The organism is Microbulbifer mixtoriginis (SeqCode) (assembly GCF_052467515.1).
In genome coordinates this window covers 1,217,860-1,229,892 of the sequence record NZ_CP174314.1, presented here as the reverse complement: position 1 = coordinate 1,229,892, position 12,033 = coordinate 1,217,860, and the positions used below count along the sequence as shown (strand labels likewise).

The window sequence follows — 12,033 nt, the reverse complement described above, 5'->3', positions numbered from 1 at the left end:
CAGTTACAGTCTCTTTTCATGCGCAAACACCGGCATTATATGCCCAGCAGCAAAATTAAAGGGCCCCAACAGCTTGTTGGGCCAGCTCCCGCGCATTGAGATCAATGGCTTCGACTACGTCCAGCCCTGTCAGTTCAACGGTGGGAGTGCTATTCATTACTTTTTCTATAGCCGCAGCAATACTAGTAAATGCCAACCGTCCTTGTAAAAACGCCTCTACAGCCACCTCATTGGCCGCATTCAATACCGTGGGAGCACTGCCGCCGGCATTCATAGCTTCGCGTGCCAGACGCAGGCAGGGGAATCGCTGATAATTTGGCGCTTCAAAATCCAGGCGGCCCTGCGCTATCAGGTCGAGTGCAGGAACCCCAGCATCTATGCGGGTGGGAAAGGCCAGTGCGTGAGCGATGGGGGTGCGCATATCTGGATTACCCATCTGTGCCAACAGGGAGCCATCCCGATATTGCACCATGGAATGCACAATACTCTGTGGGTGCACGACCACTTCTATTTGCTCTGGGCTGGCGCTGAACAAATAACAGGCTTCAATAAACTCCAACCCCTTATTCATCATGGTGGCCGAATCTACTGAAATTTTCCGTCCCATCGACCAATTGGGGTGTGCGCAAGCTTCCTCGGGGGTCACTCGATGTAAATCACCGGCTAGGCGTGTGCGGAAAGGGCCGCCGGAACCGGTTAGCAAGATTTTTTCCACTCCCGCCCCCTCCAAGCTGCCAAACGGCTGGGGCAGACACTGGAAAATGGCATTGTGCTCGCTGTCAATTGGAAGTAATTGGGCACCTCCTGCACGCAAAGCTTGCAGGAAAACTGGGCCGGCCATCACCAGAGCCTCTTTATTCGCAAGCAACACTTTCTTCCCAGCTTCAACTGCTGCTAAAGTTGGACGCAGCCCAGCTGCACCGACAATTGCCGCCATAACCACATCCACTTCATTCGCAGAAGCAACTTGGCATAGCCCTTCCAAACCCCAAAGGACTTCAGTAGAAACTTCCTCCCCCAGCATACTGCGCAATTGATCGGCCCCCTCTTCACCAGCCACCACCGCAAAGCGAGGGTTATATTGACGACACTGCTGGGCCAGCTCAGCGATACGCTCGCGAGCTGTCAGGGCATAGATGGTATAGCGCTGGGGGTGGCGGGAAAGCACATCGAGAGTGCTTACACCAATAGAGCCCGTAGAACCTAGGACAGTGACGACTTGTGGAGATTGCCTTTGCATAAGTGCTCGACTTACCTACGAAACTTCTTGTACCTCGACCAAAGCACCGACAGACAATGGCGGCGCTGGTCACAAGCACTGGATATAAATTGAAGTGTGGCGTACCCGTTATAAGTACTTAGGCAGCTCACTAGCGAGGGCCGCCATGGTGAAAACCGGCAAAGCCGCAGTGAGACTATCCAGCCGATCCATAACACCGCCATGCCCTGGCAGAATATGACTACTGTCTTTGATACCCCGGTGCCGCTTGAACATACTCTCCAGCAGGTCGCCAATGACTGAGGCAAGCGCAGTTACCAGTACACCAAAAGAGAACAGCACAGTATTTTTCAGAGGAAGATCAAACAGATAGGAAGTAACCAGTGCGAGTATCAAGCAGGCTCCCAAACCGCCAAAAAAACCCTCCCAGGATTTGCCGGGACTCACTTCGCGGGCCAACTTGCGCTTTCCGAACTTGCGCCCGACAAAATAAGCGCCCACATCGGCAGCGACAACAATAGCGACGACATACAATACCAGCCAGGCCCCGTGGTCGAGCCCACGTAAAACCACCAACGACAACCAGCTGGGCACCAGAACCACTAGCCCAATCAGGCCACGTACCCAACGATTGCCCCACAGCGAGGCACTGGCGGGGTAGCTCTGGACCCAGTGAAAAGCGAGCGCCCACCAACCGCAGGCTACTGCTAGGATTTGACGAGCCCGATCAATATCCGGGGATCCGAAATCCATGGAAAAAACATATTCCGCGGTGAATACCAGGGTTCCGCCCAGTGCGGCGAGAAAGACAAAACGCAGTGCGCGATTGAGGTTGGAAAGATTGGCCCACTCCCAACCACCAAGCAAAATCACCGCTACGAAAATCAGTGTGTACCATTGAATTGGTAGCAGGAACAAAACTCCAGCGAAAAGTACCAGCAATACCAGCGCAGTAATTATTCTTTGTTTAAGCACCGAAAACCCCTTTCATCTGGACCTACACTCAGCCTACTATCGCACAGCAAGCCTGAACGCCCCGGTGTAATATTCCTAAAATTTATTCGCGGACAAAAAAATGGCCGCGCATTTGGCCCGATCCCCGTCAGGCCTGCACAGCCGTGCCATCACCTTCAGCGCGCCCACCGAATCGCCGGTCGCGCTGTTGAAATGCTTTTATCGCCTCATCAAGGGCGCTTTCATCAAAATCCGGCCAGAGCGTATCGGTAAAAAATAACTCGCTATAGGCGGCCTGCCAGAGAATAAAGTTACTAATACGCTGCTCGCCACTGGATCTTATCAATAGATCCACCGATGGCAAATCCGCGAGCTGTATATGGCTTTCAACCGCATCCTCATCAATGGAGTCAAGGGACCGCTGGCCATTGACCACCTCTTCGGCAAGCTGCTTTGCCGCCTGGGCAATATCCCAGCGACCGCCATAGTCCGCAGCAATAACCAGGTCGCCCTGAGTACAGCCTCGGGTAATCTCTTCCGCTTCCGCAATGGCGCGCTGCAAGCGAGGCGAAAAACGATCCCTGCGCCCTACCACTCTCAGGCGCACGCCTTCATCACGCATACGCCTAGCTTCTTTGCGCAGATAGGAATGAAACAGCGTCATTAGCAGCTCCACTTCCTTAGGAGGGCGCTGCCAATTTTCGCTGGAAAAAGCGAACAATGTCAGCACCTCTACACCGCGACTCCTACACGTAGACAGGAGATCGCGTATGCGCTCAACTCCAGCCTTGTGCCCAGCCGAGGGCGAGAGCCCTCTGCGGGCGGCCCAGCGCCCATTACCATCCATAATAATGGCGATATGTCGGGGGACTGAGGAGCTCAAGCTGGTACCACTATTACCCATTAAATTTCCATCAGATCTTTTTCTTTAGCTGTGAGCGCCTTATCGACATCCGCTACAAACTGATCTGTAATTTTCTGAACATCATCACCTGCACGACGCTCATCGTCCTCGGAGATCTCCTTGTCCTTGACCAAAGATTTCACCTCAGCCAGCGCATCGCGACGAATATTTCGGATAGACACACGCGCAGTCTCAGCCTCACCGCGAGCCTGACGAATAAAATTCTTGCGAGTCTCTTCGGTCAGCATAGGCATCGGTATACGAATAACCGCACCCGCTGTGCTTGGGTTGAGGCCCAGATCCGATTTCATAATCGCCTTTTCGATGTCTGGAACCAGGTTTTTCTCCCAGGGAGTCACCGATAAGGTGCGCGCATCCTCAACTGTGACATTGGCAACCTGAGATAGTGGAGTATCTGAACCGTAATAGGAAACATGAATACCGTCGAGAATACTCGGATGCGCACGGCCGGTGCGAATCTTATTGAAATTATTGGCCAGTGCGTCGAGCGCCTTGCTCATGCGAGCCTTAGCGTCTTTTTTGATATCTTCAATCACGATGTCACTTCCTCTTCGATTAGCGTGCCTTCCTCGCCGCCCACGACAATATTGAGCAGCGCACCGGTTTTATCCATACGGAACACCCGAACGGGCATATTGTGCTCGCGGCAGAGGCAGATCGCAGTCAAATCCATCACGCCAAGTTTTTTATCGAGCACTTCGTCATAAGTCAGCTGGTCATAGCGGGTTGCGGTAGGGTCCAGTACCGGATCAGCCGAGTAAACACCGTCTACCTTGGTGGCTTTTAGCACCAACTCAGCCTCAATTTCAATACCGCGCAGGCAGGCTGCAGAATCTGTGGTAAAAAATGGGTTGCCTGTCCCCGCGGCAAAAATCAGTACCTCACCGCGCTCCAAGTAGCGAATGGCCGCGCGGCGGTCATAGTGGTCCACAATTCCGCTCATCTGAATAGAGGACATGACCCGCGAGGAGATATTGGACCTTTCGAGTGCATCTCGCAGGGCCAGGGCATTCATTACCGTAGCCAGCATTCCCATATGATCGCCGGTCACGCGATCGAGTCCGGCTGCACTCAGGGCCGCGCCGCGAAACAAATTGCCGCCGCCCACAACTAATCCAACCTGAACGCCGATACCTACCAGCTGGCCAATCTCCAGGGCCATTTTGTCCAGCACTTTAGGGCTGATACCAAAACCCTGATCACCCATCAGCTCTTCGCCGCTGAGTTTCAACAGAATTCTTTTATATTTGCGGTCTTTAATACCGGGCATTCTTCGGTCCTCTCAAATGTACCTGTTTAGTGGCCAAGTATTGCCGCCGAACATTACAACACTTTCAGTCATTTACACAGAGGGGCGCCCCGCTGTAAGCACATAGGCTCCAGCGAAGGCACCCCACCGCGAGTGAGCGCACAGGGCACCCACTATTATCAATTAAGAAGAGGACTTAACCTGTGCAGCCACTTCTGCAGCGAAGTCCACCTCTTCTTTCTCGATACCTTCGCCCACTTCAAAACGAACGAAAGAAGTTACGTCAGCGCCGGCATCTTTAACCAGCTTGCCAATGCTCACGTCAGGATTCTTAACGAAAGGCTGCTCGACCAAGCTGTTCTCTTTCAGGAACTTCTTGATACGGCCACCCATCATTTTCTCAACGATCTCAGCGGGCTTGCCTTCCATATCCGGCTGCGCCTTGATGATGTCCTTCTCTTTTTCCAGAACATCAGCAGGCATATCTTCAGGCTTATTCACCTGGGGGTTTACCGCGGTTACGTGCATAGCAACGTCTTTCGCCAGCTCAACCTCACCAGCGCTCAGAGCTACCAGGGCGGCGATACGATTATTGGAGTGTACGTAGGCACCTACAACCGGAGCCTCAACCAGCTGGATTCGACGCACACCGATGTTCTCACCGATTTTCTGAACCAGTGCTTCGCGAGCAGTTTCCAGATCACCTTCCATCAGGGCGGCTACGTCCTGCTGACGCTCAGCAAATGCCTTATCGACCACCTTGGCAACAAAAGCCTGGAAGTTTTCATCGCGGGCAACGAAGTCAGTCTCAGAGTTCACTTCAACCAACACACCGTAGCTGCCGTCCTCGGCTACTTTTGCAGCGACAACGCCGTCTGCAGCGGTGCGGCCAGCTTTTTTAGCAGCCTTCAGGCCGGAGGCTTTGCGCAGGTCTTCGATCGCTTTCTCGATATCGCCATCCGCTGCGGTAAGTGCTTTCTTACACTCCATCATCGGCAGGCCAGTACGCTCGCGCAGTTCTTTTACCATTGACGCGGTAATCGCCATGATTTTTTCCTCGGGGTTCTGTCACTAAAAATTAGAAAAAAGGGGCCGTAATTCGGGCCCCTTTTTAAGTTCGCAATGTAACGCTACTCCGTTACACCACTTAGCCCTGCAAATTACTCTGCAGCAGCTTCGTCATCGCTAGCTTCGACGTACTCGTCTTTGTTCACCGCGCTACCAGCTTCCACTGCACCGGCGAGCACCGCGTCAGCTGCAACAGTGGTGTACAGCTTGATTGCACGGATAGCGTCGTCGTTACCGGGAATTACATAGTCAACACCAGCGGGATCGCTATTGGTATCGACAACACCGATTACCGGAATACCAAGCTTGTTAGCTTCCTGGATGGCGATGCGCTCGTGCTCAACGTCGATTACGAAAATCGCGTCGGGCAGGCCGCCCATGTCTTTGATACCACCGATGGAGCGGTCAAGCTTTTCCATCATGCGGGTGCGCATCAGAGCTTCTTTTTTGGTCAGCTTTTCGAAAGTGCCATCTTGAGACTGGGCTTCCAGCTCACGGAAACGCTTGATGGACGCGCGGATGGTTTTGTAGTTGGTGAGCATACCGCCCAGCCAGCGATTGCTGACGAAGGGCTGGCCACAGCGCTCAGCCTGCTCTTTGATAGATTTCTGTGCAGCACGCTTGGTGCCAACGAACAGAATCTTTTTCTTTTGAGCAGCCATCCCCTTGATCACCTGCAGGGCTTCGTTGAAGGCCGGTACAGTGTGCTCCAGGTTGATGATGTGAATCTTGTTGCGGGCACCAAAGATGAATTGACCCATCTTCGGGTTCCAGTAGCGGGTCTGGTGGCCAAAGTGAACACCAGCCTGCAGCATATCGCGCATGCTTACTTGCGGCATAATAAACCTCTATATATACGGGTTAGTCCTCCACACATCCCATGCGTCAACCCCTATCGAGGCACCCAGACACATGTGTCGATGCGTGTGCGGCATTTTCACCCCGGAAGCATTCCGGAGCGGCGCGCTTTATACCACAATCGCACAGCTGAGTGAAGGACGCGGACAAATATGGTGCGAATGAGTGCGCCGATTCGCTCGCTGAATAGTGTCAAGCCCTGACGCTATGCCCCACCACCGGCAATCCGCTACAATGCCCGCCTTCACAGATAGACTTAAGGACACGCATGACCTCAGCCATAAAGACGCCGGAACAAATTGCCAAAATGCGCACCGCGGGCCGCCTCGCCGCAGAGGTCCTGGAAATGATTGGCGAATATGTGGTCCCTGGTGTCACAACGGAAGAACTGGACCGCCGCTGCCACGACCATATTGTCAATGTGCAGAAAGCCATTCCCGCCTGCCTCGGCTATCGAGGCTTCCCAAAGTCCATTTGCACCTCGGTCAATGAAGTGGTCTGCCACGGAATACCCTCTGAAAGCAAAGTCCTCAAAAAGGGCGACATCATTAATATTGACGTCACCGTGATCAAGGATGGATGGTACGGCGACACCAGCAAGATGTTCTTTGTCGGCAAGCCCGCTGCACACGCCGAGCGACTGGTGCGCGTAACCCAAGAATGCATGTACAAGGCTATTGAGATAGTGCGCCCGGGTACCAGCCTCGGTGATATTGGCCATGTGATCCAGCAGCATGCCGAAAAGAATTACTACTCCGTCGTACGCGACTTCTGCGGTCACGGTATCGGCGATGTCTTCCACGAAGAACCTCAGATATTGCACTACGGCCAGCCCGGAACTGGCGAAGTTTTGCAGGAGGGCATGACCTTCACTATTGAGCCGATGATCAATGCCGGCAAAGCCGCAACCCGCGTTCTCGGCGACGGCTGGACGGCAGTCACCAAGGACCGCCGCCTATCGGCGCAGTGGGAGCACACCATGGTGGTCACCAGCAACGGGGTTGAGGTACTGACCGCACGCGGTGAGGAAAAGTTTTAATCGCAAACTCTCCCCGCTCCAATTAAAGATGCACAGTCCCGCTGCCGCGCGGCGGGACACTGCCAAACGGACTTCAGTCATGCAGCCGGCCAATATCCCTTACTTCGAGCGCCCCCTGTTCTTCTTCGATCAAACCCGCTTTCGCCGGGACTTGGCTTCCCGTGAAAAACCGCCCTTGCAAGTATTTAAAGATGCGATTGGCGCTGCCGAGCACCAGATGGCTGAACGTTTTCGCGAGGGGGAAGATGTGGCCACCCTCGTGCATGAGCGCGCCTTATTCATCGACTGCCTGTTGCACTACGCCTGGCATCAGTACAGCTGGAGACCGGGCGCCAGCTTGCTGGCCGTCGGAGGCTATGGGCGCGGGGAGCTACACCCCCATTCCGATATCGACCTGTTGATCCTCACCGAAGAACGGGCCGATGATGAAACAGTCGACAACATAGAGCGCCTCATTACTTTCCTCTGGGATTTGGGCTTGGAGATCGGTCACTCAGTGCGCAACGTAAAAGAGTGCCTAGCGCTGGCCGCCGAGGACATCACCGTCATCACCAATCTCACCGAGTCCCGTACTGTGGTGGGTGATAGCAAACCCGGCGAACGGCTTGCGGCCGGGATGGAGGGGGGCAAGCTCTGGCCCACCGAGGACTTCTTCAAAGCCAAACTGGCGGAACAGGATGAGCGCCACAACCGCCAGCAGGCAGCGGAATATATTCTCGAGCCCAACATCAAAAACGCACCCGGCGGGCTGCGCGATATCCAGACTATCTCTTGGGTCGCGAAGTACTTTTTTCGCGTACGCACGCTCAGACAGTTGCAGGGCAAAGCCTTTTTCACTGAGGAAGAATTCGCCATCCTGCAGTCCGGCGAAAGTTTCCTTTGGCGTGTGCGCTACGGCCTTCACCTCCTCGCCGGGCGCGCCGAGGAGCGACTGCTGTTCGACTACCAGAGGGAGCTAGCCAAACAATTTGGCTATGAAGACAGCGACACCCAGCTGGCAGTTGAGCAATTTATGCACAACTACTATCGCATCGTAATGGCCCTACGCGAGCTTAACGATGTATTGCTGCAGTATTTGGGCGAGGTGATCCAACAAGGGGGTGAACAGGCTGTCACCCCCATCAATGAGCGCTTCCAACTGCGCGGCGGCGCGATTGAAGCCGCCTATCCGCAGGTGTTTAATCAGCACCCCTCTGCACTATTGGAAATCTTTGTGTTGATGGCCAGGCACCCGCAGATTACCCGGGTGCGTGCCTCAACTATCCGCCTGATCCGGGAGCACCGCCACTTGATCGATGAGCGCTTTCGCGCGGACTCCGCCAACAGCGAGTTGTTTATGGAACTGCTGCGTTCTGCGCGCGGACTCTCCACACAGCTGTCGCGCATGACCCGCTACGGTATTCTCGGGCGCTACCTGCCAGAATTCGGCCGCGTTACCGGGCAAATGCAGCACGATCTCTTCCATATCTACACTGTGGACGCTCACACCTTGCAGGTGGTGCGCAATATGCGCAGTTTTCGCGGCCCCGAAGCACGGGAGAAATTCCCGATCGCCGCGGAGATCCTCGAGCGGTTGCGCCAGCCCGAGCTGCTGTATATTGCCGGTCTCTACCACGATATCGCCAAGGGTCGCGGCGGCGACCACTCGAAGTTGGGCGTGGTGGACGCCGCCGAATTCTGCCAACGCCACCAACTGCCGGCACGCGACCGCCGCCTGGTGTGCTGGCTGGTGGAAAAGCATCTATTGATGAGCCAGGTATCTCAAAAACAGGACATCAGCGACCCGGAGGTGGTGCATGCCTTCGCCCGCGAGGTGGGCGACCGCGAACACCTGGATTACCTCTACGCCCTCACAGTAGCCGATATCAACGCCACCAACCCAGAGCTTTGGAACAGCTGGCGCGCCAGCCTGATGCGCCAGCTCTACCAGGCCACCCAACACGCCCTGCGCCGTGGTTTGGAGAATCCCGTCGACCGGGAGGAAATCATCGAGGAGACCCGCAGCCTGGCACTGGAAAAGCTGAGCGCCCTCGGTCTGCCAGAGGCCTCCATAGAAAATATCTGGGCGCAAATGGGCGAGGACTACTTTGTACGCGAGAGCGCCGACAACATCGTTTGGCACACCGCGGCCATCCATGAGCTGCACAGCAACAGCCCGCTGCTGCCGAGCGACACCCTGGTACTAACGCGCAACTCGGGCCCCGGTGAGCACGATGGCGCCACCCAGGTTTTCGTCTATACCCCCGACCGCGCCAATGTGTTCGCCGCCGCAGTCACCGGACTCGATATGCTCAACCTGAACGTGCACGACGCGCGCCTTTACAGCTCGGCTTCAGGTTACACCCTAGACACTTTTTATGTACTGGACGAATCTGGACAGCCCCTGCTCGACGAACCCCAGCGCCTGCAGCAAATTCGCGAAACCCTACAAGAGGAGCTGGAACTGGTGGAGGATTACTCCAAGGTGATCCAACGGCGCACGCCGAGGCGCCTAAAGATGTTTTCACTGGAGAGCCGCGCGCACCTATCCACAGAACCGGGAGATCAGTACAGCACGCTGGAAATTACCAGTGCTGATAGACCGGGCCTGCTGGCCCTGATTGCACGCACCTTTGTCACACACGATCTGCGCCTGCACAATGCCAAGATCTCCACTCTCGGGGAGCGGGTGGAGGATATTTTCCATATCACCGACGCCGAGGGGCGCGCGCTCTGCAATGCCGAGACCAACCGCGCTCTGGAGCAGGCCATTTGCCGGGAGCTGGATGACCACACAGCGCCGTAATATCACCAATGACGAGCGGATAAGAACGCCATGAATCCAAACCTGGACAAGCTGCAGCCCTACCCTTTTTCCAAGTTACAGGCACTGAAAGCGGGCCTGCAGCCGGCGAACAAACCCCATATCGCCCTCTCCATCGGCGAACCGAAACACGAGCCGCCCAAATTCGTACAGAGAGCGCTAGTCGCGCACCTGGATAAAATCTCCGCCTACCCGCTCACCATAGGCCTTGAACCCCTGCGCCAGGCAATTGCCGACTGGCTGTGCGCCCGCTTCCAACTCAAACAGGTGAGTGCCGATTCCCAGGTGCTGCCAGTAAACGGCACCCGCGAAGCGTTATTCGCCTTCGCACAGGCCACGGTCACGCCGGGCAGTGAAGTACTGATGCCCAACCCCTTCTACCAGATTTACGAGGGGGCGGCCCTGCTCGCCGGCGCCGAGCCGCACTTTATCAACTGCCTCGCCGACAATAGTTTTAAACCAGACTTCGGCTCGGTGCCCGAATCGGTGTGGCAGCAGTGTGAACTGCTCTACCTGTGCTCACCGGGCAATCCCACAGGCGCCCTGCTAGGGATCGACGATTTACAATCACTCATCGAGCTTGCAGACCGCTTCAACTTCACCATCGCCTCAGATGAGTGCTACTCGGAACTCTATTTCGACGAGAGCGAACCACCGGCCGGGCTGCTGCAAGCCTGCGAGCAAATGGGCCGCAGCAACTATCACCGCTGCGTGGTTTTTCACAGCCTGTCGAAGCGCTCCAATTTGGCGGGACTGCGCTCCGGGTTTGTCGCCGGCGACGCTCAGCTGCTGGACAAGTTCCTGCTCTATCGCACCTACCACGGCTGCGCAATGCCGCTACCCAACCAATACGCCTCTATTGCCGCCTGGCAGGATGAAGAGCACGTACGCGAAAATCGCGCACTCTACCGACAAAAGTTCGACGCGGTGCTCGATATTCTCGACGGCTGCTTAGAAGTACAAAAACCACAGGCCAGCTTTTACCTGTGGCCGCGAGTCGGCAACGGGGAGGAGTTCGCCAGAGAGCTATACCGCCAGCAAAATATCACGGTTTTGCCAGGCTCTTTCCTCGCCCGCAATAACGAGGGAGTAAATCCAGGCAGCGAGTATGTACGCATGGCCCTGGTGGCCACATTGGAAGAATGCATAGAGGCTGCAGAGCGCATCAAGGAATTTTGCCAGCAAACCTGACAGACGAACTAATCCAACAGACACCGTAACCCAGGAGCCCCCCAGGCACAGACGAGAATGGCAGTAAAAAATTTACTCAAGCAAGAGCGCGTGGATTTTATTCTACAGCGCCTGGAAGAACTCTATCCGCAGACCCCGATTCCGCTCGATCACAAAGACTCCTACACCTTGTTAGTCGCCGTACTACTCTCAGCGCAGTGTACCGATGAGCGCGTAAACCAGATCACCCCCGCCCTCTGGCAGTTGGCCGACAACCCGGAGGATATGGCTCTAGTACCCGTGGAGGAAATTCAAGCGGTTATCCGCCCCTGCGGTTTATCACCGCAAAAATCCAAAGCCATCAGCAAGCTGTCACAAATTCTCGTCAACGAATACCACAGTAAAGTGCCGGAAAATATGGCCGCCCTGGAAACCCTGCCCGGCGTCGGCCACAAGACCGCAAGTGTGGTAATGTCCCAGGCATTTGGTCACCCGGCCTTCCCTGTGGACACCCATATTCACCGCCTGGCGCAGCGCTGGGGACTCACCAGCGGTAAAAATGTCACCCAGACCGAGAAAGATCTAAAAAGGCTATTCCCCAGAGAAAAGTGGAATAAATTGCACCTGCAGATTATTTTTTATGGCCGCGAGTACTGCTCGGCACGCGGCTGCGACGGCACAGTCTGCGAAATCTGCACCACCTGCTATCCCAACCGCAAAAACCCCAAGAAAACCAAAAAGGCGTAAC

The 12,033-nt window shown here is 55.3% G+C and carries 11 protein-coding genes; 4 read left to right on the top strand and 7 right to left on the bottom strand.

Annotated elements, in window-relative coordinates; all coding sequences use genetic code 11:
* Positions 1–55 precede the first annotated feature (55 nt).
* The 7 genes from ispC to rpsB form a co-directional block, all read right to left on the bottom strand.
* A complete protein-coding gene (ispC, locus tag ACJJIT_RS05235; RefSeq protein ID WP_444900201.1) occupies positions 56–1,240 on the bottom strand; it encodes a 1-deoxy-D-xylulose-5-phosphate reductoisomerase in 1,185 nt (394 codons plus the stop codon).
* A 108-nt stretch (positions 1,241–1,348) separates the two neighbouring features.
* Positions 1,349–2,194, bottom strand: a complete 846-nt coding sequence (locus tag ACJJIT_RS05230) for a phosphatidate cytidylyltransferase (protein ID WP_252082663.1) — start codon at positions 2,192–2,194, stop codon at positions 1,349–1,351.
* 127 nt (positions 2,195–2,321) lie between these two features.
* Positions 2,322–3,077, bottom strand: coding sequence for a polyprenyl diphosphate synthase (gene uppS / locus ACJJIT_RS05225; RefSeq protein ID WP_444900200.1), 756 nt, complete (start codon positions 3,075–3,077; stop codon positions 2,322–2,324).
* The gene (gene frr / locus ACJJIT_RS05220; protein ID WP_444900199.1) at positions 3,077–3,634 is read right to left on the bottom strand and encodes a ribosome recycling factor; all 558 of its coding nucleotides are present in this window, start codon (positions 3,632–3,634) and stop codon (positions 3,077–3,079) included. The genes uppS and frr overlap by 1 nt, the downstream gene beginning before the upstream one ends.
* Positions 3,631–4,368: a UMP kinase gene (gene pyrH / locus ACJJIT_RS05215; RefSeq protein ID WP_444900198.1), complete on the bottom strand. Its 738-nt coding sequence runs from the start codon at positions 4,366–4,368 to the stop codon at positions 3,631–3,633. The genes frr and pyrH overlap by 4 nt, the downstream gene beginning before the upstream one ends.
* Before the next feature lie 162 nt (positions 4,369–4,530).
* Entirely contained in the window at positions 4,531–5,394 is an 864-nt protein-coding gene (gene tsf / locus ACJJIT_RS05210; RefSeq protein WP_444900197.1) for a translation elongation factor Ts, read from the bottom strand.
* 113 nt (positions 5,395–5,507) lie between these two features.
* The gene (rpsB, locus tag ACJJIT_RS05205) at positions 5,508–6,254 is read right to left on the bottom strand and encodes a 30S ribosomal protein S2 (RefSeq protein WP_444900196.1); all 747 of its coding nucleotides are present in this window, start codon (positions 6,252–6,254) and stop codon (positions 5,508–5,510) included.
* 287 nt (positions 6,255–6,541) lie between these two features.
* Between rpsB and map the strand changes: the two genes are divergently transcribed.
* From map to nth, 4 genes are all read left to right on the top strand, one after another.
* Positions 6,542–7,312 carry a type I methionyl aminopeptidase gene (gene map / locus ACJJIT_RS05200; RefSeq protein ID WP_252082672.1) on the top strand — a complete coding sequence of 257 codons (771 nt, stop codon included), beginning with the start codon at positions 6,542–6,544 and terminating at the stop codon, positions 7,310–7,312.
* A gap of 79 nt (positions 7,313–7,391) precedes the next feature.
* A complete protein-coding gene (locus ACJJIT_RS05195; protein WP_444886829.1) occupies positions 7,392–10,097 on the top strand; it encodes a [protein-PII] uridylyltransferase in 2,706 nt (901 codons plus the stop codon).
* A gap of 30 nt (positions 10,098–10,127) precedes the next feature.
* A complete protein-coding gene (dapC, locus tag ACJJIT_RS05190; protein WP_444900195.1) occupies positions 10,128–11,306 on the top strand; it encodes a succinyldiaminopimelate transaminase in 1,179 nt (392 codons plus the stop codon).
* A gap of 57 nt (positions 11,307–11,363) precedes the next feature.
* Positions 11,364–12,032: an endonuclease III gene (gene nth / locus ACJJIT_RS05185; RefSeq protein ID WP_444900194.1), complete on the top strand. Its 669-nt coding sequence runs from the start codon at positions 11,364–11,366 to the stop codon at positions 12,030–12,032.
* Position 12,033 lies beyond the last annotated feature (1 nt).

Bases quoted from the DNA above. Each gene is read 5' to 3' on its own strand.
- ispC (WP_444900201.1), bottom strand. From the start codon at position 1,240: ATGCAAAGGCAATCTCCACAAGTCGTCACTGTCCTAGGTTCTACGGGC.
- uppS (WP_444900200.1), bottom strand. From the start codon at position 3,077: ATGGGTAATAGTGGTACCAGCTTGAGCTCCTCAGTCCCCCGACATATC.
- pyrH (WP_444900198.1), bottom strand. From the start codon at position 4,368: ATGCCCGGTATTAAAGACCGCAAATATAAAAGAATTCTGTTGAAACTC.
- tsf (WP_444900197.1), bottom strand. From the start codon at position 5,394: ATGGCGATTACCGCGTCAATGGTAAAAGAACTGCGCGAGCGTACTGGC.
- rpsB (WP_444900196.1), bottom strand. From the start codon at position 6,254: ATGCCGCAAGTAAGCATGCGCGATATGCTGCAGGCTGGTGTTCACTTT.
- map (WP_252082672.1), top strand. From the start codon at position 6,542: ATGACCTCAGCCATAAAGACGCCGGAACAAATTGCCAAAATGCGCACC.
- ACJJIT_RS05195 (WP_444886829.1), top strand. From the start codon at position 7,392: ATGCAGCCGGCCAATATCCCTTACTTCGAGCGCCCCCTGTTCTTCTTC.
- dapC (WP_444900195.1), top strand. From the start codon at position 10,128: ATGAATCCAAACCTGGACAAGCTGCAGCCCTACCCTTTTTCCAAGTTA.
- nth (WP_444900194.1), top strand. From the start codon at position 11,364: ATGGCAGTAAAAAATTTACTCAAGCAAGAGCGCGTGGATTTTATTCTA.